General features: G+C 38.8%; 19 protein-coding genes and 1 riboswitch. Of the genes, 8 read left to right on the top strand and 11 right to left on the bottom strand.

Features of this window, described 5'->3' with window-relative positions; genetic code table 11:
• Window positions 1-48 precede the first annotated feature (48 nt).
• The 3 genes from fnr to INP95_RS07385 all read left to right on the top strand — a co-directional run bounded on the left by fnr (window position 49) and on the right by INP95_RS07385 (window position 2,918).
• Window positions 49-822 carry a fumarate/nitrate reduction transcriptional regulator Fnr gene (gene fnr, locus INP95_RS07395; RefSeq protein WP_049365484.1) on the top strand — a complete coding sequence of 258 codons (774 nt, stop codon included), beginning with the start codon at window positions 49-51 and terminating at the stop codon, window positions 820-822.
• A gap of 136 nt (window positions 823-958) precedes the next feature.
• Window positions 959-1,882: a universal stress protein UspE gene (gene uspE, locus INP95_RS07390; protein WP_111386090.1), complete on the top strand. Its 924-nt coding sequence runs from the start codon at window positions 959-961 to the stop codon at window positions 1,880-1,882.
• Window positions 1,883-2,081: 199 nt separating this feature from the next.
• Window positions 2,082-2,918 (top strand): DUF4198 domain-containing protein, encoded by an 837-nt coding sequence (locus INP95_RS07385; protein WP_178163291.1) that lies wholly within the window; start codon window positions 2,082-2,084, stop codon window positions 2,916-2,918.
• Between the two features lie 37 nt (window positions 2,919-2,955).
• Here INP95_RS07385 and INP95_RS07380 read toward each other — a convergent pair whose 3' ends face one another.
• Both INP95_RS07380 and topA read right to left on the bottom strand, forming a co-directional pair.
• Window positions 2,956-3,516, bottom strand: coding sequence for an LOG family protein (locus INP95_RS07380; RefSeq protein WP_178163292.1), 561 nt, complete (start codon window positions 3,514-3,516; stop codon window positions 2,956-2,958).
• A 1-nt stretch (window position 3,517) separates the two neighbouring features.
• Entirely contained in the window at window positions 3,518-6,124 is a 2,607-nt protein-coding gene (gene topA / locus INP95_RS07375) for a type I DNA topoisomerase (protein ID WP_197560439.1), read from the bottom strand.
• Window positions 6,125-6,221: 97 nt separating this feature from the next.
• Here topA and INP95_RS07370 point away from each other — a divergent pair, with 97 nt between their 5' ends.
• Window positions 6,222-7,121: a LysR family transcriptional regulator gene (locus INP95_RS07370; protein WP_197560438.1), complete on the top strand. Its 900-nt coding sequence runs from the start codon at window positions 6,222-6,224 to the stop codon at window positions 7,119-7,121.
• Between the two features lie 29 nt (window positions 7,122-7,150).
• Here the strand turns inward: INP95_RS07370 and rnm are convergent, their stop codons facing one another.
• From rnm to pepN, 3 genes are all read right to left on the bottom strand, one after another.
• A complete protein-coding gene (rnm, locus tag INP95_RS07365; protein ID WP_197560437.1) occupies window positions 7,151-7,978 on the bottom strand; it encodes an RNase RNM in 828 nt (275 codons plus the stop codon).
• Window positions 7,979-8,998 carry a quinone-dependent dihydroorotate dehydrogenase gene (gene pyrD / locus INP95_RS07360; protein WP_197553756.1) on the bottom strand — a complete coding sequence of 340 codons (1,020 nt, stop codon included), beginning with the start codon at window positions 8,996-8,998 and terminating at the stop codon, window positions 7,979-7,981.
• Window positions 8,999-9,067: 69 nt separating this feature from the next.
• Complete coding sequence (gene pepN / locus INP95_RS07355; protein WP_197560436.1) at window positions 9,068-11,677, bottom strand: aminopeptidase N; 2,610 nt, start codon at window positions 11,675-11,677, stop codon at window positions 9,068-9,070.
• 161 nt (window positions 11,678-11,838) lie between these two features.
• On the opposite strand from pepN, the gene purE reads away from it, so the two are divergent.
• The 3 genes from purE to INP95_RS07340 all read left to right on the top strand — a co-directional run bounded on the left by purE (window position 11,839) and on the right by INP95_RS07340 (window position 14,821).
• Entirely contained in the window at window positions 11,839-12,333 is a 495-nt protein-coding gene (purE, locus tag INP95_RS07350; protein WP_197560435.1) for a 5-(carboxyamino)imidazole ribonucleotide mutase, read from the top strand.
• Window positions 12,334-12,403: 70 nt separating this feature from the next.
• Window positions 12,404-13,492 carry a 5-(carboxyamino)imidazole ribonucleotide synthase gene (purK, locus tag INP95_RS07345; protein ID WP_197560434.1) on the top strand — a complete coding sequence of 363 codons (1,089 nt, stop codon included), beginning with the start codon at window positions 12,404-12,406 and terminating at the stop codon, window positions 13,490-13,492.
• Window positions 13,493-13,630: 138 nt separating this feature from the next.
• Window positions 13,631-14,821 carry an amino acid aminotransferase gene (locus INP95_RS07340; RefSeq protein ID WP_197560433.1) on the top strand — a complete coding sequence of 397 codons (1,191 nt, stop codon included), beginning with the start codon at window positions 13,631-13,633 and terminating at the stop codon, window positions 14,819-14,821.
• A gap of 99 nt (window positions 14,822-14,920) precedes the next feature.
• Here INP95_RS07340 and INP95_RS07335 read toward each other — a convergent pair whose 3' ends face one another.
• The 5 genes from INP95_RS07335 to moaA form a co-directional block, all read right to left on the bottom strand.
• Window positions 14,921-17,212 (bottom strand): YadA family autotransporter adhesin, encoded by a 2,292-nt coding sequence (locus INP95_RS07335; protein WP_197560432.1) that lies wholly within the window; start codon window positions 17,210-17,212, stop codon window positions 14,921-14,923.
• 252 nt (window positions 17,213-17,464) lie between these two features.
• Window positions 17,465-17,917: a molybdopterin synthase catalytic subunit MoaE gene (gene moaE, locus INP95_RS07330; RefSeq protein WP_197560431.1), complete on the bottom strand. Its 453-nt coding sequence runs from the start codon at window positions 17,915-17,917 to the stop codon at window positions 17,465-17,467.
• A complete protein-coding gene (gene moaD / locus INP95_RS07325; protein WP_197560430.1) occupies window positions 17,918-18,163 on the bottom strand; it encodes a molybdopterin synthase sulfur carrier subunit in 246 nt (81 codons plus the stop codon). It abuts the gene before it with no gap.
• 1 nt (window position 18,164) lies between these two features.
• A complete protein-coding gene (gene moaC, locus INP95_RS07320; RefSeq protein ID WP_197561037.1) occupies window positions 18,165-18,647 on the bottom strand; it encodes a cyclic pyranopterin monophosphate synthase MoaC in 483 nt (160 codons plus the stop codon).
• A gap of 88 nt (window positions 18,648-18,735) precedes the next feature.
• Complete coding sequence (gene moaA, locus INP95_RS07315) at window positions 18,736-19,749, bottom strand: GTP 3',8-cyclase MoaA (protein ID WP_049355725.1); 1,014 nt, start codon at window positions 19,747-19,749, stop codon at window positions 18,736-18,738.
• Window positions 19,738-19,879, bottom strand: a riboswitch (molybdenum cofactor riboswitch). It overlaps the preceding gene by 12 nt.
• A gap of 157 nt (window positions 19,880-20,036) precedes the next feature.
• Here moaA and INP95_RS07310 point away from each other — a divergent pair.
• Window positions 20,037-20,981, top strand: a complete 945-nt coding sequence (locus INP95_RS07310; protein ID WP_197560429.1) for a gluconeogenesis factor YvcK family protein — start codon at window positions 20,037-20,039, stop codon at window positions 20,979-20,981.
• 34 nt (window positions 20,982-21,015) lie between these two features.
• Here the strand turns inward: INP95_RS07310 and thiI are convergent, their stop codons facing one another.
• Window positions 21,016-22,467 (bottom strand): tRNA uracil 4-sulfurtransferase ThiI, encoded by a 1,452-nt coding sequence (thiI, locus tag INP95_RS07305; protein WP_197560428.1) that lies wholly within the window; start codon window positions 22,465-22,467, stop codon window positions 21,016-21,018.
• Window positions 22,468-22,496: the final 29 nt, after the last annotated feature.

The raw sequence follows: 22,496 nt of genomic DNA, 5'->3' as shown, positions 1-22,496 counted from the left end.
AATTGCGTTAGATCAATTTTACACTATATTTATCGATTTGAGGAACTAATGAAGAATTTCGTTTCAGAAACCAAATCAGGGCGCAGAGTTCAATCTGGTGGTTGTGCGATTCATTGCCAGGATTGCAGCATTAGTCAACTTTGTATTCCTTTCACATTGAACGAACATGAGCTTGATCAGCTTGATAATATTATCGAGCGTAAAAAGCCTATACAAAAATCTCAAGTCCTTTTTAAAGCGGGCGACACGCTTAATTCTATTTATGCGATTCGTTCCGGTACCATTAAAACTTATACCATTAGTGAAGCGGGCGAAGAACAAATTACCTCTTTTCACTTACCAGGCGATTTAGTGGGCTTTGATGCTATCACGAATATGCAACATCCAAGTTTTGCACAAGCATTGGAAACCGCTATGGTATGTGAAATTCCCTTTGATATCTTAGATGACCTATCCGGCAAAATGCCTAAGCTTCGTCAGCAAATTATGCGTTTAATGAGTAGTGAAATCAAAAGCGATCAAGAAATGATTTTATTACTGTCTAAAATGAATGCTGAAGAACGTTTAGCCGCATTCATCCATAACCTATCTAAACGCTATTCTGCTCGAGGTTTCTCAGCGAAAGAATTCCGTTTAACCATGACTCGCAGCGATATTGGTAATTACCTCGGCCTAACTGTTGAGACGATCAGTCGTTTGCTCGGTCGTTTCCAAAAATTAGGTGTACTCTCTGTTCAAGGTAAATACATTACCATTAATGATATTAATGCCTTGATTGATTTAACAGGTGTACATAAAACCAAAATCCAGTTAGTGGAATAGATAAAAAGCGTGAGTTTTCACGCTTTTTTAGTATTTGAGACAAAAAACTTGTACAAAATCACTTTTTTTATAATAGGTTCTTGTCATCACTTAAAATCTTTTCTATCCTATTGATATCTCATGTCTTGGAGGCTTTATGAAATTTAATAATATTCTTGTTGTACTTAACCCTGATAACGAAAAACAATATGCGCTCGCTCGTGCCGTTCGTCTTGTTAAAGAACAACAAAATGAAACAAAAGTAAAAATCACCACCTTGTTGAGTGTCTATGACTTATCTTATGAAATGTCTGCACTTCTTTCTTCAGAAGAACGTAGTCAAATGCATGAAACAGCCATTGAGCAACAACGTCAAGCCGTACAATTTTATTTAGATAAATATGCAGATCCAGAAATTGAGTTTGAATCTCACATTGTATGGAGCAGCAATGAAGCGGATGCAATTCGTGAAGAAGTTGAAAAAAATCAATATGACCTCGTTGTAAAATACACCAAAGATGAAGAAAGCTTCACTTCACTGATTTTCACACCAGTAGATTGGCAATTATTACGTAAATGTCCAATTCCAGTATTAATGGTGCGTGATGGTGACTGGAAACATCAACGCCGCATTTTAATCGCAGTGAATGTATCGGGTGAACAAGAATATCAAGATGAATTCAACCAAGAATTAGTTTCAACGGGTATGAATTTAGCGGAAAACTTAAACCGTGGTAACGTACATTTAGTGGCGGCCTACCCTGTTGCGCCAATTAATATGGCGATTGATTTACCTGAATTTAATACTTCAGGTTATGAAAATGGCATTCGTGGGCAACACCTCATCAATATGAAAGCCTTACGTCAAAAATTTGGTATTGATGAAGATCATACCCACGTACGCGAAGGTTTCCCTGAAGAAGTGATTCCTGAAGTGGCGAAAGAAATTGAAGCTGAATTAGTGATTTTAGGTACAGTGGGAAGAACGGGTCTATCTGCAGCGTTATTAGGTAATACAGCGGAACATGTGATTAGTAAATTAAGCTGTAACCTATTAGCTATTAAACCTTCTAAAAAATAAGCCAATTTAGCCTTTAATTTAAAATTAAGTGCGGTCAAAAAAACAATCGTTTTAATGACCGCACTTTTTTGTTAAAAAAATGTGAAGTTTCTCACAAAATCAACTTTTTCTATTCGTCTCATTATTTCTTTTTCGCTATACTCATCCGCCCTATCGAAGACTTTCTATAAATTGATTTATTAATTAAAAAGGAAAGACAATGAAAAAAACATTAATTGCAACACTACTTGGTTTCTCTGCGCTCGCGCAAGCTCATGAAGTTTGGGTTGCAACACCGGCACAACTTGCTTCCAATTCCGTTTTAAAAGCTGATTTAGCTTATGGTGACTACCCTTACGTTGAAAGAATTCCTGAAAAACGTCTTGCTATTTTTCCACCGATGGAACTCATCAATCAAGATGGTGAAATGCAAACCTTAGTACAAAAAGGTGAAAACTACCAATATCAATCAGAAAAACCGTTAAAAGACGGTTCATATTGGGTAACGGCAACTTATAAACCCACTTTCTGGTCACAAAATAATGAAGGTTGGAAAATGGATAACTTACAAGGTACACCAAATGCATTCTATTGCGAACAAACTCAAATGTTTGGTAAAGCCTTTACTGTGGTTGGTAAGAAACCATTGAATGCAGAGATGGCAATGACACGCATCGGTTTACCACTTGAAATTGTGCCACTCAAAGATCCAAAAACAATTAAAGCGGGCGAAGCTTTCCCTCTGCAAATTTTCTATAAAGACAAACCACTTTCGGGCGAAACGATTATTGCAACGTCTGATACCTTTGTCGTAAAAGATATGGAAGCAGCGACATCTCACCGTGAACCACAAGCGTTTTCAGGTAAAACAGATAGTGAAGGTAAAGTTAACTTTATCCCATTAATTGAAGGTATTTGGAAACTTAAAGTGATTCATAAAGAACCATTTGAAGATCAAAAAGTGTGTCAACAATCAGCAAATTACGCAACGTTAATTTTACCTGTTGGTAAAGCGCGTGCTAAACTGCCACCAAAACCAGAACATCATCACCATTAATCACAAAAAAAGTGCGGACAAATTTAACCGCACTTTTTTAATATGTTCTTAATGCTGGAGGTTGATAGTGTTCAATAAAGCTTTCGATTTCTTGAAGATCATTCGAGAATAAAATTTTCTCAAAATCACCTTGAGTAAAAAAGCCTTCTTTCACCATATGGCTAAAAAAGGACTTTAATGAATCGAAATAACCCTTTTCATTAAATAGAATACAAGGATTGTTATTTTTTCCAATTCTAGCCCAAGAAATCACTTCAGCAATTTCTTCTAAAGTGCCAGGTCCGCCAGGCAAGGCAACATAAGCATCGCCAAGCTCAACCATTTTATTTTTTCGCTCAGACATGCTTTCAACCACCACGGTCTTGGTTAAATTAGGATGTGAAACTTCTCTGTCTTGTAAAAATTGAGGGATAATGCCAATTACTTTGCCTTGATGAGCGAGCACAGTATCTGCAACCACGCCCATTAATCCCAATTTTCCACCACCATAAACTAAAGTACGTTGGCCATCAGCAATCCATTTTCCTAATTTTTCTGCGGCAGCCTGATAGGCAGAATCATTGCCTAAACTTGCACCGCAATAAACCGTGACGTTCATCCTACTTTTTCCGTTCTACCCATTTTCCATCAATATAATCCACAATCCATTTTGTGGCTTTGCCATTCTTTTCAGATGTCACATATTGATGTTTTTCTTTACGGCTGAAACGGATAATCGCTTCATTACCCTCTGGGTCTTTTTGTGGCGCATCGGCTAAATAACGTAATTTTTCTGGTAAACGATCACGATAAAGCGCTAATTCCGCCACTTTTGCCGGTCGTGTTTCACGTGATTTCGGGAAGTTATGTGCAGACATAAACACCCCACTTGCACCATCACGTAATACAAAATACGCGTCAGATTTTTCACATTTCAATTCAGGGAAATGTACCGGCTCTTCTTTTGGCGGTGCAACCTCGCCGTTTTTCAAAATCTTACGGGTGTTATCACAGTTGGTACAGCCCATATATTTACCAAAACGACCGAGTTTCAAGTGCATATCCGAACCACACTTGTCACATTCTACAATCGGACCGTCATAGCCTTTAATTTTAAATTGGCCTTGTTCAACCAAATAACCATCACAATTTGGATTGTTACCACAAATATGTAATTTACGATGTGGGTCGATGATATAGCTATCCATTGCCGTGCCACATTTCGGACAACGTTTACGATCCATTAAGGCTTTGGTCTCAGAAGCCTCATCCAATACGTTTAGTAACTCTGCTTCTGGAATAAGATTAATCGTTGTTTTACAACGCTCTTTCGGTGGTAAAGCATAACCAGAACAACCAAGGAAGACACCTGTACTTGCTGTGCGAATCGCCATTTTTCGGCCACAAGTTGGGCAATCAATATCGGTGAGCACAAGGCTATTCGGCTTCATTCCACCTTCTAACTCATCTAATTCAGCCGTAGAAAGTTGGGTAGAAAAATCTTTGAAGAATTGATTTAACTCAGCCTTCCAATTTTTCTCACCGGATGCAATTTGGTCTAGCACGTTTTCCATGTTGGCAGTGAAATCGTAGCTCATCAAATCAGTAAAAGATTGATTTAAGCGATCAGTAACGATTTCACCCATTTTTTCTGCGTAGAAACGGCGATTTTCAATGCGTACATAACCACGTTCTTGAATAGTCGAAATAATTGCCGCATAAGTCGAAGGACGACCAATACCACGTTTCTCCAATTCTTTAACCAATGCAGCTTCAGTAAAACGAGCGGGTGGTTTGGTGAAGTGTTGGCTTGGCGAAACTGTTTTTAGTGCTAATGTTTCGTTTAAACTCACAGCCGGTAAAATTTGGTCTTCTGGATTTTTACCTAATTGTGGCAAGACTTTTGTCCAACCATCAAAGCGTAAAATACGGCCTTTGGCTTTCAATTCATAATCACCAGCCATTACAGTGACGGTTGTGCTGTCATATTGTGCAGCTGGCATTTGGCAGGCCACAAATTGACGCCAGATTAAATCATACAAGCGCACGGCATCTTTATCCATGCCACTTAAATGATCCGCAAGCAGTTTGACATCTGAAGGACGAATCGCTTCGTGCGCTTCTTGTGCGTTTTCTTTACTCGAATAGAAATTCGGTTTAGCGGGTAAATAATCTTTACCGAAATGGCTTTCGATATAAGAGCGTGCCATATTTAACGCATCTTGGCTCAAGTTAGTAGAGTCAGTACGCATATAAGTAATGTAACCGGCTTCATATAAACGTTGTGCCAACATCATGGTTTTCTTTACCCCAAAACCCAAACGCGTGCTTGCAGTTTGTTGTAAGGTTGAAGTAATAAATGGGGCTCTTGGTTTAGAACCTGTTGGTTTTGTTTCTAAATCTGTGACAACGTAATGTGATTTATTTAAAAAATCAACCGCACTTTGAGCTTCTTTTTCATTTTTCGGCTCAAATTTCTTGCCTTTATATTGCACCACATCCAAACGTAAGTCTTCTTTCTTGCTCGTTTGGGTTAGTGCTTCAATTTCCCAGAACTCTTCTGGTTGGAATGCTTTGATTTCACGTTCACGCTCTACCACCAATTTCACGGCAACAGATTGCACACGCCCAGCAGATAGACCTCTCGCCACTTTTTTCCATAATAATGGCGACACCATAAAGCCTACCACGCGGTCTAAGAAACGACGAGTTTGTTGAGCATTAACCTGGTCCATATTAATGTGAGCAGGATGCTGGAATGCTTTTTCAATCGCTTTCTTCGTAATTTCATTAAATACAACACGGCTAAAACGACTATCATCGCCACCAATGACTTCACGTAAATGCCACGCGATAGCCTCTCCTTCTCTATCCAAGTCGGTTGCGAGATAAATATGATCAGATTTTTTAGCAAGGGATTTTAATTCAGCTACCACTTTTTCTTTGCCAGGAAGAATTTGGTAATTGGCTTTCCAATCGTTATAGGGGTCAATCCCCATACGTTTCACTAAGGCCGCACGGTCTTTTTCTGCTTTAATTTTGTTTTTTTCTTCCGCACTTAATCCTTTAGTGGAAACGGGTTTAGCCTTCTCGCCTGTGCTACTCCCTGCAGTAGGCAAATCACAAATATGCCCTACGCTGGATTTCACCACATACTGGCTACCTAAATATTTATTGATGGTTTTCGCTTTGGCTGGCGACTCCACAATCACTAAAGATTTGCTCATTTGCTTACCTAAAATATAACTAGAATTCTGTAAAATTGGCGATATACTGCAAACTTACGCCGATAAAATCAAGCTTTTTTTCAAAAAGGATTTATAAATGGATAAACTCAATGCAATTTCGGTTTTCTGTAAAGTAATCGAAATGCAAAGTTTTACACAAGCCGCAAACCAACAGAATATTTCTGTGGCGATGGCGAGTAAACTAGTTTCACAATTAGAAGAACATTTAAAAACACGATTATTACAACGTACAACACGAAAAATTGTACCAACTGAAGCGGGTATGCTTTATTATCAACGTTGCCAAGCTATTTTATTAGATTTAAGCGAGGCTGATTCTAGCATTAGTAATATGGCGACAAGCTTACAAGGTAATTTATTAATCTCTGTGCCGCGTGATTTTGGCTTGCTTTATATCTCACCTAACTTACCTAAATTTATTGAGCTTCATCCCAATTTACACGTAGAAATTGAATTTGAAGACAAACGTGTCGATCTTGTTGCTGAGGGCTATGACTTAGCATTACGGATTGGCTATATGCAAGATAGCTCACTTGTTGCACGTAAAATTAGTAGCTCCCTTATGCATTTTGTTGCCTCTCCAAGTTATTTAGAAGCACGAGGCACACCACTTACACCTGACGATTTAGAATATCACCAAGGTTTACTTTATAAATCATCGTTAAATCAAGTGCATTGGCAATCAACAAAAGCCAATCAAATTCAACGGTATAAAATTCAATCTAAAGTGGTTTCCAATAATGGTATGGCATTGTTAGAAATGACAAAAGCGGGATTGGGCATCAGTAATGCACCGAGCTTCTTTGTCAAAGATGCGCTTGCTTCAGGTGAATTAGTTGAAATTTTATCTGAATATAAACAAAAACCTTTAGATATTTATGTGGTTTACCCAAATCGTCGTCATTTACCGGCAAAAGTTCGCGCATTTATTGAATTTCTCGCGAGCCTCGGTTTATGTGAGAACAGTCAAATATAAAAAACAAGGGCGGATTTAACCGCCCTTTATTATTCAAATAATGTCCAAATCGGTTTTACCTCTTCAGGTAAAAATAAATTTTTTCCTAATTCAATCCACCCGCAAGGAAAATGAAAGTCTGACCCTAATGAGGCAGCTAAGTCATATTCATTGGCTAAACGCGCAAGATATTGACGTTGATCTTTGGTCTGTCCACTATCTGCGACTTCCATGCCATCACCGCCCCATTGTTTAAAATCAACAATTAATCGACGAATCCATTTTCCTGTCATGTTATAACGCATAGGATGAGCAATGATAGCAACACCACCTGCCGCATGAATCGTATCAATCGCCGTTGGAATATCCACCCATTCAGCTTTGACAAAACACGATTTGCCACCGCCTAGATAACGCTTAAAGGCTTGCCCATCATTTGAAACCTTTCCGATTTGTACCAAATAACGCGCATAATGGGCACGAGTCACTTCCCCATTGGCTAACGCTTTTGCGCCTTCATAGGCATTGGGAACGCCTGCTTTTTCTAATTTATGGCCAATTTCAACCGCTCTTTTTTCTCTCAATGATTTTTGTTCGGCTAAAAGTGCGGTCATTTTAGGATGTGTTTTATCAAAATTTAATCCAACAATATGGATGCCACGACCTTCCCAATTTGTTGAAATTTCTACGCCATTAATTAGCTCAATACCTAATTTATTTGCTTCAAGTTTAGCTTCATCAATGCCCATCACGGTGTCGTGATCACATAAAGCAAGCACATTAACACCTTGTTCATGAGCGCGTTGCACAAGCTCTGTAGGCGTTAAAACACCATCTGAAGCCGTACTATGGCAATGTAAATCATATTTTTTTATCATTTATTTGATCGCTTTTACTAATTCTTTAACTAATCTTGGACCGTGATAAATCAAACCAGAATAAACTTGTAACAATTCAGCACCTGTTTCAATCTTCTCTTGTGCATTTTGTACACCATCAATGCCACCACTCCCAATAATCGGAATTTGCCCTTTCAGCTCTTGATGCAATCTTCGAATAATTTCTGTACTTTTGTGCTGTAATGGTTTTCCACTTAAGCCGCCTTGTTGTTCCGCATTTTTTAAACCTGTGACGTTGTCGCGAGAAATCGTCGTATTAGTCGCAATTACCCCATCCATTTGATGACGAAGTAAGGTATCTGCAATTTGAACGAGCTCGCTCTCGGATAAATCAGGTGCGATTTTTACTGCAATCGGTACATATTTGTTATATTGCTCAGCTAATACTTTTTGACGCTGTTTTATACTTTGCAATAAATTATCAAAGTAATCACCATACTGTAATTGGCGTAAATCCGGAGTGTTCGGTGATGAAATATTTACTGTAATATAATCTGCATAGTTATAAGCTTTGTTTAAGCAAAATAAGTAATCATCTTTCCCCTTTTCAAGCGGTGTGACTTTATTTTTGCCAATATTAATCCCAATTACGCCATCAAATTTTGCCTTTTTAACATTCTCAATCGCATAATCAATGCCGTAATTATTGAATCCATTACGGTTAATAATCCCTTCCGCTTCCACTAAACGGAATTGACGAGGTTTCGCATTTCCCTCTTGCGCTAAAGGCGTAACCGTTCCTACTTCAATAAAACCAAATCCCATCGCACCAAATCCATCAATGGCTTCGGCATTTTTATCTGCGCCCGCTGCTAACCCAATAGGATTTTTAAAGGTAATGCCCATTACTTGCTTAGGTGTGCCTTGTGGACAAGCCAAAAGCTGCTTTAATAAAAATTGGCAAGGCGATTTACCCGCTAAGTGCAATGATTTAATCACTAAATCATGGGCGGTTTCAGGGTCAAGGGAAAAGATGGCTTTACGGATCAAAGAATACATACTCGTTTATCTCTCAGGATAGTTCACTGTAAATGGAAAGTGCGGTCAAAATTAACCGCACTTTTTGTTTTATTGCAAGGCTTTTTCAATCTTCTCAAATAAATCTTTTGAGAGATCTTCAACAGCACTTAATCGTTCTAAGGCGCGTTTCATTAACGTTTGACGTTGCGCATCAAAACGTGAGAAACGAATTAATGGCTCAATTAAACGCGCAGCCACTTGTGGATTTGTTTCATTTAAACGAATTAAAACATCTGTTAAGAAACGATAGCCTGAGCCACTAATATGATGGAAAGCTTTTAAGTTGTGATTTGCAAAGCTACCCACTAATGAACGTAAACGGTTTGGATTGTTGAAGTTAAAGCTTGGGTGATCCATTAATGCTTGTACAATTTCCAATACGTTTTCATCAGGACGAGTTGCTTGTAAAGCAAACCATTTATCCATGACTAAGCCATCATGTTGCCATTTTTGTTCGAAATCCGCTAACAAGGTATCACGACAAGGTAATGCTGCTTTGGTTGCCATATTTAATGCCGCCAACGTATCTGTCATATTATTGGCATTATTATAATGTTTTTGGACTACATTATTACCAAGATTGGTGTAAGCCAAATAACTTAAACAAAGATTACGCATTGCTCGTAAGGCGATATCTTCTTGTGTTACTCGATAATCTTCAAGACGAATATGGGTGTAAATACGCAATAAATCTTCTTTCAAGTATTCTGCAATTTGCACCAACATAAATTCTCTTGCGGCTGCAATGCCATCTGGATCAATCGTTTTAAAGCTTTCTGCAAACTCAATGTCTTTTGGCAAGGTTAGAATTAATGTGGCTAATTCAATATCTTGTTCATAATTTTCCAATACATGCGCAAGTGCAGTCAAAACATCAGATGAAATGTCAAAGGCTTCACCTTGTTGGAAATGCGCCACATTACGACGCAATTCTTGGGTAAACAGCATTTGTGCTGCATCCCAACGAGCAAATTCGTTATCAGCGAATTTAAGCAAACCTAATAACTGCTCTGTGGTGTAATCATAATCCAGTTTCACTGGTGCAGAGAAATCACATAATAACGCAGGAATTGGGCGACCATAAATGCCATGGAACTCAAACACTTGGTCTTTTTCTGTTACATTTAATACATCACTTAACAATTCACCGTTATGCTGTAACATTTGTTTCGTGCCTTTGGCATCATAAAGTGCAATTTTCAATGGAATATGTAAGTTTACTTTTTCCATTTGGTCCGCTGTTGGCGGCGTAGATTGCGAAACCGTTAAACGATAAGTATGAGTTTGTTCATCATAGGCATCGCTAATCAATAATTCTGGCGTACCTGATTGGCTATACCAACGACGGAATTGTGCTAAATTAACATCATTCGCACGTTCCATTGCGGAAACAAAATCTTCACAGGTTGCCGCTTTACCATCGTTTTCTGCAATATAAAGTTGCATCCCTTTTTGGAAACCTTGTTCACCTAACAAGGTGTGCAACATACGAATCACTTCTGCCCCTTTTTCATATACAGTCACGGTATAGAAGTTATTCATTTCAATGACTTTTTCAGGGCGAATTGGGTGTGACATAGGGCTTGCATCTTCGGCAAATTGCACCGTACGTAAGAATTTCACGTTATTAATACGATTAACAGCACGGGAGCCCGTATCAGATGAAAATTCTTGATCACGGAAAACCGTTAAACCTTCTTTCAAGCTTAATTGGAACCAATCTCGGCAAGTTACACGGTTTCCTGTCCAGTTATGGAAATATTCATGTGCAATCACACTTTCAATGGCAAGGTAATCATCATCGGTTGCCGTTTGTGGATTTGCCAACACAAATTTAGAGTTAAAGATATTCAACCCTTTATTTTCCATGGCGCCCATATTGAAGAAATCCACGGCAACGATCATGTAAATATCTAAGTCATATTCTAAATTGAAACGGTCTTCATCCCATTTCATCGCTTTTTTCAGACTTTCCATTGCCCAAGAAGCACGATCAAGATTACCTCGGTCAACATAAAGCTCTAAAGCCACTTCTCGACCACTTTTTGTTGTAAAGGTATCTTGCAATAAATCAAAATCGCCCGCCACTAAAGCGAATAAATAGCTTGGTTTCGGGAATGGGTCATTCCATTCAACCCAATGACGACCATCCTCTAACTCGCCACTTGCAATGCGGTTACCATTAGAAAGCAAGTAAGGATATTTAGTTTTATCTGCAGTAATTTTGGTTGTATAGCGAGCTAATACATCAGGACGATCAAGCATATAGGTAATTTGACGGAAACCTTCTGCTTCGCATTGAGTACAAATGCCTTCACCTGATTGATAAAGCCCTTGTAAAGAGGTGTTTTGTGCAGGCTCTAGATTCGTCACAATTTCAAGTTCAAAATTGGCCGCACTTTGATTGGTTAAATCTAACGTTAAACTTTCGTGGTCTTGATGATAATGTTTGAAATCTTCGCCATTAAATTTGATGGAAGCAAATTGGAAACCATGACCATCTAATCGTAGGTGTGTTGCTTCGTCGTTTAAACGTTGGAAGGTTGTTTTTGCAGTGACAACGGTATGATTAGGATCTAATTGAAAATCAAGGAAAATATCCGTAACTGTAAAATCAGGTTGTTTGTAATCTTTTCTATATTTCGCTTTAGCTAACATAATCTGCTCTATTTCTAAGAAAAAAACTCCTATTAGGATAAAATTTTATGACAAAACTTGCAATGTAATTTTCAGTCTTTACCGCATAGCAAACGATTGCTTAAAAGTAGGCAAATATGCTATTCTACGCATCGTTTTTTATCAGATAAATTTTTAAAAATATGTCAAATACCGCACAAATTGCCATTGTTATGGGCTCAAAAAGCGATTGGGCAACCATGCAAGAAGCCACTCAAATTTTAGATGAACTCAATGTGGCATATCATGTTGAAGTCGTTTCCGCACATCGAACCCCCGACAAACTGTTTGAATTTGCCGAAAATGCACAAAAGAATGGTTACAAAGTGATCATTGCGGGTGCAGGTGGTGCAGCACACCTACCCGGTATGATTGCGGCTAAAACACTTGTGCCTGTATTGGGTGTCCCTGTTAAAAGTTCTATGTTAAGCGGTGTTGATAGTCTCTATTCTATCGTGCAAATGCCGAAAGGCATTCCTGTCGGTACGTTAGCGATTGGCCCTGCTGGTGCTGCTAATGCAGGATTACTCGCTGCACAAATTCTTGCAGGTTGGGATGAGGCGTTATTCGCTCGCCTACAAGTATTCCGTGAAAATCAAACCAATATGGTATTGGATAATCCTGATCCACGTACATAAAACGCCTTGCAATTTGACCGCACTTTTTAAAGTGCGGTTGTTTTTTTAGCTAGATTTGATGAGAAATTTTATGCAAAACTCTACCCTATATCCTACTGTTTATGTGCTTGGTAATGGTCAACTCGGCAGAATGTTACGTTATGCAGGCGCACCTTTAGATATTCAGGTTCAACCGCTTGAGTTTAATGCCCCCGTATTTGATTTACCTAAAGATGCCATCATCACCGCAGAAATTGAACGTTGGGAAAAAACACCTTTAACCGAGTTATTAGGCCATCATAAGAATTTCGCTAATCAGAATGTTTTTGGCTTATTGGCTGATCGCTTTACCCAAAAATCTTTACTGGATGAACTCAATCTCTCTACCTCGCCATGGTGTTTATTAAAAGATAAAACGCAATGGCCTGACGTATTTAAAAACGTGGGCGAAAAAGTCGTAGTGAAACGTCGCACCGGTGGTTATGACGGTCGTGGTCAATGGATTATCTCTGAAAATAATCAACGTGATATTACGGACGATTTATTCGGTGAAGTTATCGCAGAAAAATTCATTCCTTTTGATTATGAAGTGTCTATTGTAGGCGCAAGATTTAAAAATGGTGAAAAACGTTTCTATCCTGTGACGCATAACCTACAGCAAAATGGCATTTTACGTTACAGTGTGACAGATATTTCATTCCCTCAGCAACAAAGCCAACAAATTCAGGCGGAGTCTATGCTCGGAAAAATCATGGATAAGCTTGAATATGTGGGTGTAATGGCGATGGAATGCTTTGTGGTGGGTGATAAATTATTAATTAATGAACTTGCTCCTCGTGTGCATAACAGTGGACATTGGACACAATTAGGTTGTGCAATCAGTCAATTTGAATTACACCTACGTGCTTTATTAAATTTACCCACTCCATCATTGCAGCCCATTGCACCAAGTGTCATGGTTAATTTAATTGGTACAGAACATAATCCACAATGGTTGAACACCCCTTTCTCCCAATTACATTGGTATGGCAAGGAAGTTCGTCCTGGTAGAAAATTAGGTCATATCAATATTACGCATCCTGATAAAACAATCATTATTCAACAGCTTGAAAAACTTCGTCACGAACTCCCTGAAGACTATCAATCTGGTTTAAATTGGGCGATTGAGAAATTAAAATAATCGAAAAAACCACCGCACTTTTTGATGAATATCTAAAAACATCAAAGTGCGGTTGATTTTTATCAGGTTCTTCTTGATAAAATCTATTGGCTGAAGTATAAAATTACTCATCTCACAACACATACATAAGGAAAAGCTATGTTTGAACATATCAAAGCGGCTCCGGCCGATCCTATCTTAGGCTTAGGCGAAGCATTCAAATCTGAAACCCGTGAAAATAAAATTAATTTAGGTATTGGCGTTTATAAAGATGCACAAGGTACAACGCCGATTATGCGTGCAGTAAAAGAAGCCGAAAAACGCTTATTTGATAACGAAAAAACCAAAAACTATCTGACTATCGATGGTATTGCCGATTATAACGAACGCACAAAAGAACTCCTTTTCGGTAAAGATTCTGATGTAATTAAAGCAAACCGTGTAAGAACTGCGCAAAGTTTAGGTGGTACAGGTGCATTACGTATTGCTGCGGAGTTCATCAAACGCCAAACTAAAGCTCAAAATGTGTGGATTAGTACGCCGACATGGCCAAACCACAATGCCATTTTCAATGCAGTGGGCATGACGATTCGTGAATATCGTTATTATGATGCTGAACGCAAAGCTCTTGACTGGGAACATTTACTTGAAGATTTAAGCCAAGCAAGCGAAGGTGATGTGGTGCTTTTACACGGTTGCTGCCACAATCCAACCGGTATTGATCCAACCCCTGAACAATGGCAAGAATTAGCCGCGCTTTCAGCGAAAAACGGCTGGTTACCACTCTTTGACTTTGCTTATCAAGGTTTAGCCAATGGCTTAGACCAAGATGCTTATGGTTTACGTGCTTTTGCGGCAAATCATAAAGAATTATTAGTGGCGAGCTCATTCTCTAAAAACTTTGGTTTATACAATGAGCGTGTCGGAGCCTTTACCCTTGTGGCTGAAAATGCAGAAATTGCTTCAACAGCATTAACACAAGTGAAATCAATTATTCGTACCCTCTACTCTAACCCAGCATCTCACGGTGGTGCGACCGTAGCAACGGTGTTAAATGATGCACAACTTCGTCAAGAATGGGAAAATGAATTAGCTGAAATGCGTGATCGCATCAAAAAAATGCGTCATTTATTCGTTCAGTTATTAAAAGAATATGGTGCAGAACAAGATTTCAGCTTTATCATGGAACAAAACGGTATGTTCTCTTTCAGCGGCTTATCACCTGAACAAGTTGATCGCTTAAAAGATGAATTTGCGATTTACGCTGTTCGCTCTGGTCGTATCAACGTAGCAGGTATCACTGAAGACAATATTCGTTATTTATGTGAAAGCATCGTTAAAGTGCTTTAATCAATAAAAATAAAAAGTGCGGTTAAATTTGACCGCACTTTTTTCATCTCAACATAACAAAATAAAAGGCAGATTTTACTCTGCCTTTTTATCAAATAATTACCATTGGTAACCGATGCTTCCACCCCAGTTTACATCACTGCGGGTATTGATACTTGCACCAACTTTAATCGAAATTTTGTTGTTATCAGAATTTCGACCATAACCAACCGCTAATGCATTTTCATTGCGATAACCACCAACACCAACAGAAACTAAGCTTTTACCTGCTTCATTTGGACGTTGTAAGAAAGAAATCGCTGTCGCACCTGCAATACCTGCACGTAAACGACGATCAACGTGATCAATTTTATTGTCTAAACGATTGATGTTGTTATTAATGTTTTTCACGGCATTATCAACATAACGTTTATTTACTGCATCAGTTGGGTCTTTAGGATCAGCCACATTCACAATACGATTATTGTGAACATCCAAGCCACCGTGTGCATGGACTGTACCACCAACGTTGATATCACCGGTTGTTGTGACATTGGTAAATGTTGGCGTATCAGATACCGCAACACTTAACACTTTGCCTTTTTTGTGGGTTAATTTAATGTTTTTACCCGCATCAAGTGTTAACTTATCCATTTTTGTTGCTGTAGATTGAACCGTTTCTTCTGTTACTTCATTTACAACAGTACCTTCAGATGCACTTGCAGTCACGTTAAATCCACGACCCGCCGCATTTTTAATTTCATCTTTAGTTTTTTGTGAAAGATCCACTTTATAATTGGTCACTGTAGTTACAGTTACACCGTCTTTTCCAGTAACTTTGGTTGGTTCGCCCACTGTTACAGTAATTGCATCTGAGCCTGCTTCAACTGATGCTGAAGTGTCTTTTGCATTCACTTTAATTTCTGCTGCATTCTCACCATCTTTTACAACAACTTCGGTATTTTCACCATTCACAAAATTTACTTTGCCATGGGTATTAATACGTGATGTTTCTGTACCATTGTTTTGAATGTTAAAGCCTGCATTGTAATATGCTTGATATAACTGACTACCATTTACCGCATCATTTGAAGTAGCCGTAATTCGACCCGCACCTACATTTTGGATCTGACGAACAAGTGTTCCATCACCGACAGATACTGCGCCTTTTTGAGTTGAAGAAGTACCATTGTAGTTAACTGTTGTGCCTGCCGCATTATCGTCAAAAGAAGATAAAGTTTTTGCTGTCGGATCAAAATCATTAGCTGCACTGCTTGAATAAGAACCTAATGTCACAGAGTTTTCATGAGTACCTTTTGCTTGAGTACCAATCACTACCGCACTAACCCCAGAGACGTTACTAGATGTACCAAGAGCAATAGCATTAACAGCAGAAGAATTACTATCTTTACCAACTGCTACTGCATTCGTTGATGAAGCTACAGAGTTAGAACCAGTTGCTAATGCATCTGCAGCTGAAGCGTTAGATTTTGCTCCCAAAGCTAATGCACCACTTCCGCTTGCGTTTGATCCATTACCTAATGCTGAAGCCTGAATAGCACTTGCTTTCGCATCGTTACCTACAGCGGTCGAAACGATTGCACTTGCATTAGCTAAGGTACCTAGAGCCGTCGCACTTTGAGCACCAGCATAAGAACGACGTCCTAATGCTGTTGATTCTCGTCCTTCAGTGACTGCAGCTGAACCCACAGCAATAGAATTATCTGCTCTAGCCGATGCGCCTACACCTAATGCTGTTGCGCCCCATGCTGAAGCTGATGCACTATCTCCCAATGCGGATGCACTTTTTGCAAGAGCTTTCGAGTTTCGACCAACAGCGGTTGCTAGAGCACCTGTTGCATTTGCTGTTGCACCAAAGGCTGAAGCCCCTTCACCATCAGCATAAGATGCCACCCCTACAGCAGTTTGGCTATTTCCACCCGCTTTCTCATTAGAAGTTTTAGCCATTAAGCCAATAGCAATTGCGTTTGCACCTTTACCACTATAGGCTCTATTACCAATCGTCACGCCATATTGAGAATTACCATCAGCTTTATCACCTAAAGTTACTGACCAACGTCCTGTATTTGTAGTATTACCACCAATTACTACGCTTTCAGTTATTTCAGATTTAGCTTTATTACCTAAAACAACAGAATTTCCTGTTGTACCAGTTCCACCAAGAGCGCTCGCACCAATACCACCAACGATATTTCCCTGATCATTTGATACCACATTGGTTTCAGCCATTGCGGTTGTGCTTACACCCGCTAAAACTGCAGCTCCAATAATTACATTTAATGCTTTACGTTTGTCTATTTGAGATGATTTACCCACAGATTTGCTTAGTTCTGAAACAGCAATCCAGCATTGGTTTACTGTATTCCAGATAATTTTAAAAACATGATTCATAATTAATTTCCTATTGTATATGGTTATATTCAAGTACAAATAACCCTGAACAATACCGCACAAGTATAATACAATATTTATTACAATGAATACTAAATTTACATTATTTTACATATCATTCAATAAAACAGTATTTCTCATTGAAAAATAAAGAAATTTACAAATCATCACATAATATACCAAAATGCAGTTACACTTTTTTTTACAGGAATAAAAAATGGCCATAAAAATGACCATGTTTTTTATATTGAATTACCACTTCTCTAACGCTTCTTTATCGCTCTCTCTTGCTTCAATCCAACGTTCGCCTTGATTGGTTTGTTCTTTTTTCCAGAACGGGGCTTTGGATTTTAAGAAGTCCATAATAAATTCATTAGCGTGGTAGGCGTCACCTCGGTGAGCAGAACTGATGCCGACTAAAACAATTTCATCGCCAGTATGCAAAAGTCCTACTCGATGTATCACAGACACTCGTTGAATATCCCAACGCGCTTCCGCCAGTTCTACAATTTCACGTAAGGCTTTTTCTGTCATGGCGGGATAATGCTCTAAGTATAAACTGGATACCTCATCGCCTAAATTAAGATCGCGTACTTTACCCACAAAAATAACTGTTGCGCCAACCGAATGTTGCTCAGAAAGCCATTGGTAAACGGCATTTTGATCAAAAGGTTGTTCTTGTACTGAAATTTGAATATCAGCCATTTAGCCTCCAGTTACCGGTGGGAAAAACGCAATTTCATCCCCATTTTTGACCGCACTTTCTAATGACATCAAGGTTTGATTAATAGCCACTAAAAGTTTCCCTTTTTCTAACGCTAGCGCCCATCTATCACCTTTTTGAGCAAGATGTTCACGCACAGCTTCCGCTGTCTCAAAATCGCCTTCAAGCTGAATAGAATCTTCCCCAATTAATTCACGAGTTTGAGCAAAAAATAAAACATTTAACATCTTATTTTTCCTCCGCAATAAAATGACCGGATTTTCCACCGCTCTTTTCTAACAGGCGAACGTGCTCAATTAATATGTCTTTTTGTACGGCTTTACACATGTCATAAATGGTTAATGCGGCAACACTTGCAGCGGTTAATGCTTCCATTTCTACGCCGGTTTTTCCGGTTAATTTGCAAAGAGATTGAATACGAACTTGATTGGTTTCAAGTAACGGTTCTAAATTCACTTCTACTTTAGAAAGTAATAAGGGGTGGCAAAGCGGGATAAGTTCCCAAGTACGTTTTGCAGCTTGAATACCTGCAATACGTGCTGTAGCAAATACATCGCCTTTGTGATGTTTACCTTCCACGATCATGGAAAGAGTTTCTTTCGACATAGTAACGATGGCTTCAGCACGAGCTTCACGAACGGTCTCTGCTTTTGCAGAAACATCCACCATATTGGCTTCGCCTTGAGAATTGATATGCGTAAATGTAGTCATAATAAAATAAAGTGCAGTTAAAATATTGAATGTTTTACATGTGTGATGAAAGCAAAATAAGTGAATAATAAAAGTCACCTATTTTCTTTTAGCCACCGATAGAAGCTAAATGATTTCTTACGCCACTATCACCGATATGCAAATAATGATGTTCACGTTTGCCTTGCAATGCAGAAAAAATACGTGCTTGCAAAATATCTTGCTGTTCATGGGATTGCAATAAATCACGTAATTCAATGCCTTCTTCGCCGAATAAACAGAGATGAAGTTTGCCCTTCGCTGATACTCTGAGACGATTACAGCTTGCACAGAAATTCTTCTCATAAGGCATAATTAAGCCAATTTCGCCTGCATAATCAGGATGTGTGAATACTTTTGCAGGACCATCAGTATGGGATTTGTGTTGTAATTGCCAACCGTTTTGCAGCAATTTATCCGCTAATACTTGCCCTGAAAGATGGAATTTATCAAAGAAACTATCCATTTCGCCCGTTTGCATGAGTTCGATAAAGCGCATTTGAATTGGGCGATCTTTCACCCAAACAAGGAATTGCTCAAACTCTTTGTCATTCAAATTTTTCATCAAAACTGAATTGACTTTAACTTTGTTGTAGCCCACTTCAAATGCACGATCGATACCACGCATCACGTCATCAAATTTATTGATGCCTGTAATTTGATGGAACATTTTCGGATCTAAGCTATCAACACTGACATTAATAGACGTAATCCCTGCTTTCTTCCAATCAGCCACATCTTTTGCCATGCGATAGCCGTTTGTCGTAACGGCTAATTGACGAATGCCATCAATGTTAGCAATGCTTTCAGCAATAGAAATAAAATCTTTGCGTAAAGTCGGTTCGCCACCCGTTAAACGGATTTTCTCTGTGCCCATTTCAGCAAACGCTTGAGCAAGATGGGTGATTTCTTTTAAGGTTAAGAAACTTGGTTTGTTAGCTTCGGGTTGATAACCATCAGGTAAACAATAGGTACAACGAAAATTACACTGATCGGTAATCGACAGTCGTAGATAGTAATATTGTCGTTGGAAAGGATCGACTAAGCGAGACTCTCCTACGTTCTTGATAGGAATGGATTGCATTTTACACCTTTCTAAATATGGAGAGGATAAACCGTTTCCAGCGTATCCCTGAATAACGTACCGCGTTATTGGCTTGCCACCGTATTTCTTGTGAAACTTAGGCTAAACAAGCTCGGAGTTATGCGTTAAAAATAAATTGTGTTGGTATTGTAATAAAAGCAAGCGGTTAATAGCAATAATTTGGTAGAATAACCCGACTATATTGATAAAAATAACAGTATTACCTTATATAAAAAAATATATAACATTATTTTTTATAATAATTTATAGGTAAAAAAGGAAGAAAAATGTCTGATTTATCTCGTCACAGCCGTCATGAACATTTAGACGAAATCAAACATATTGTTGCCATTGGTGGTGGTCATGGATTAGGGCGTGTATTATCAGCGCTGAGTTTTATGAAAGAGCGTTTAACTGGTATTGTCACCACCACAGATAACGGCGGTTCTACTGGCCGAATTCGCCAAGAACAAGGTGGTATTGCGTGGGGCGATCTACGTAATTGCTTAAACCAAATCGTCATTGAGCCAAGTACAGCCTCCGCATTATTTGAATACCGCTTTACTGGCGAAGGTGAACTTTCTGGGCATAATTTAGGCAATTTAATGCTCAAAGCCTTAGAAGATATGCATATTCGCCCTATTGAAGCCATTAACTTAATTCGTGAATTACTCAAAGTAAAATCTCACATTATTCCCATGTCAGAAGAATCTGTTCATCTTGCCGCGAGTTTAGGTTCAGGCTCCAGCATTGTCGGTGAAGTGAGCATTGATAATTTAACAGAATTACCCCAATCACTTTTCTTAGTGCCTATGGTTAAAGCCGCACAAGAAGCCATCCAAGCATTGGAGCAAGCGGAAGTCATTTTACTCGGTCCAGGAAGTTTCATGACGAGTATTATGCCACCATTATTATTACCTGAATTAGCGACTGCCCTGCGTAATAGCAAAGCGAAAGTAATTTTTATTGATAATTTAGGAGTAGAAATTGGCGCCGCCTCTCATCTATCGTTGGCTGATCGTATTCAAAAAATAAATGAAATCGTCGGAGCCCCTGTCATTAATGGCGCCATTACCCCTTATCGCGAAAAAAGTGCGGTCGATTTGTCTGCGATTTCTCCTGTTAAAATCTTGGCTAAACGCTTGAATGCAGATGATATCAGCTATCGTCATGACCGAACGTTACTTGCCAAAGCTATCGATGAATTAGTGGGTGAATTAGATTACGAATAAAAAAACCGCACGTTAAAGTGCGGTCATTTTTTGCTTATTTTTTCCCGAAAACTCTCACATTCGTGAAACCTTTTTCTTTTAAATAAAGCGCTTGCAGTTTACTCATCACGCCTCGTTCACAATAAAGCACATAGTTTTTACTTTGATCTAATGAGCCGAATTGTGAAGATAATTTGTAAAACGGCAATTGCATCACTTGATGCTCGTCTGATTCAAATGGATTTTCATCTGTCTCTTCTGGGCTGCGAATATCTAAAATAATATCATTTTCACCAAGCACCGAAATGGTATCCACTTCCACCACTTCTTTCTCTGTTTCTTCTGCAATTTGGCGAATATCTAAATATTGTGCATTTTCAACCGCACTTTCCAACACGCCAAAATCAAAGTGATTTTCTTCTTCAAGAATTTTTTCACGTACCGCTTTAATCGTTGGATTTTTAGAAATCACCCCGCAGAATTCCGGCATTGATTTAGCAATATCATCTGTGCCGATCTCTTTCGCCATCGCGATAATTTGTTCTTTATCATGGGTAATGAGTGGACGTAATACTAACGCATCAGATGCTTCATCAATTAAACGTAAATTGGTTAAAGTTTGGCTTGAAACCTGTCCGAGTGCTTCGCCGGTAACGATAGCTTGAATATCAAAACGTTGTGCAACTTTACTTGCAGCACGCACCATCATTCGTTTTAACACGACGCCCATTTGGCCGTTATCGACTTTCTCTAAAATCTCGCCCACTACACCTTCAAAAGGAATGGCAATAAAACGGACTTTATGTGATGAACTATAACGATTCCAAATATGGTAAGCCATTTGTTTCACACCAATTTCGTGAGCAGCCCCACCTAAATTGAAGAAACAATAATGCACACGAGAACCACGACGAATAAGCATATAACTGGATACGCCTGAGTCAAAGCCACCAGAAATCAATGAAAGCACGTCTTCTTGCGTCCCAATTGGATAACCACCAAGACCAACATGACGAGCTCTCACTAGCATCATTTTGTCATCTTCAATATCAATGCGAACAGTTACATCAGGATTTTTTAAACGTACTTTTGCACTTTCAATATGCTGATTTAACCCACCACCGATATAACGTTCTGCTTCAATGGAACTGAAATCATGTTTCCCTTTGCGTTTTACACGCACGCAAAAGGTTTTGTTTTCAAGTTTAGAGGCAACATCCGCTAAGGTCAACTCAAAGATATGATGTAAATCGGTAAACGGTTTTTCTTCTACTTCTAAAAAATGATGAATCCCTGGAATTCGTTGTAAAAGCGCAATCAACTCTTCACGATTGGCTTCATTTTTTGAGCGAACTTCAATGTAATCCCAATGACGAACAACAGCCGTTTCTTCATCATATTTCTGTAAAATATTGCGGATATTAGAGGTCAAAATTTTCGCGAAACGCTTACGCACGGTTTCGCTTTTAATCATAATTTCAGGAAAAAGTTTAACGATAAATTTCATAATAATCTGTAAATAATAAAAAATGGTCG

Origin of the sequence: Haemophilus parainfluenzae, assembly GCF_014931375.1 — a bacterium.
Taxonomy (GTDB): domain Bacteria; phylum Pseudomonadota; class Gammaproteobacteria; order Enterobacterales; family Pasteurellaceae; genus Haemophilus_D.
Note: the sequence above shows the minus strand (reverse complement) of the source record. Positions and strands in the feature narration are given on the sequence as shown.

Coding starts and splice junctions, on each gene's coding strand:
- fnr (WP_049365484.1), top strand. CDS start 49: ATGAAGAATTTCGTTTCAGAAACCAAATCAGGGCGCAGAGTTCAATCT.
- uspE (WP_111386090.1), top strand. CDS start 959: ATGAAATTTAATAATATTCTTGTTGTACTTAACCCTGATAACGAAAAA.
- INP95_RS07385 (WP_178163291.1), top strand. CDS start 2,082: ATGAAAAAAACATTAATTGCAACACTACTTGGTTTCTCTGCGCTCGCG.
- INP95_RS07380 (WP_178163292.1), bottom strand. CDS start 3,516: ATGAACGTCACGGTTTATTGCGGTGCAAGTTTAGGCAATGATTCTGCC.
- topA (WP_197560439.1), bottom strand. CDS start 6,124: ATGAGCAAATCTTTAGTGATTGTGGAGTCGCCAGCCAAAGCGAAAACC.
- INP95_RS07370 (WP_197560438.1), top strand. CDS start 6,222: ATGGATAAACTCAATGCAATTTCGGTTTTCTGTAAAGTAATCGAAATG.
- rnm (WP_197560437.1), bottom strand. CDS start 7,978: ATGATAAAAAAATATGATTTACATTGCCATAGTACGGCTTCAGATGGT.
- pyrD (WP_197553756.1), bottom strand. CDS start 8,998: ATGTATTCTTTGATCCGTAAAGCCATCTTTTCCCTTGACCCTGAAACC.
- pepN (WP_197560436.1), bottom strand. CDS start 11,677: ATGTTAGCTAAAGCGAAATATAGAAAAGATTACAAACAACCTGATTTT.
- purE (WP_197560435.1), top strand. CDS start 11,839: ATGTCAAATACCGCACAAATTGCCATTGTTATGGGCTCAAAAAGCGAT.
- purK (WP_197560434.1), top strand. CDS start 12,404: ATGCAAAACTCTACCCTATATCCTACTGTTTATGTGCTTGGTAATGGT.
- INP95_RS07340 (WP_197560433.1), top strand. CDS start 13,631: ATGTTTGAACATATCAAAGCGGCTCCGGCCGATCCTATCTTAGGCTTA.
- INP95_RS07335 (WP_197560432.1), bottom strand. CDS start 17,212: ATGAATCATGTTTTTAAAATTATCTGGAATACAGTAAACCAATGCTGG.
- moaE (WP_197560431.1), bottom strand. CDS start 17,917: ATGGCTGATATTCAAATTTCAGTACAAGAACAACCTTTTGATCAAAAT.
- moaD (WP_197560430.1), bottom strand. CDS start 18,163: ATGTTAAATGTTTTATTTTTTGCTCAAACTCGTGAATTAATTGGGGAA.
- moaC (WP_197561037.1), bottom strand. CDS start 18,647: ATGACTACATTTACGCATATCAATTCTCAAGGCGAAGCCAATATGGTG.
- moaA (WP_049355725.1), bottom strand. CDS start 19,749: ATGCAATCCATTCCTATCAAGAACGTAGGAGAGTCTCGCTTAGTCGAT.
- INP95_RS07310 (WP_197560429.1), top strand. CDS start 20,037: ATGTCTGATTTATCTCGTCACAGCCGTCATGAACATTTAGACGAAATC.
- thiI (WP_197560428.1), bottom strand. CDS start 22,467: ATGAAATTTATCGTTAAACTTTTTCCTGAAATTATGATTAAAAGCGAA.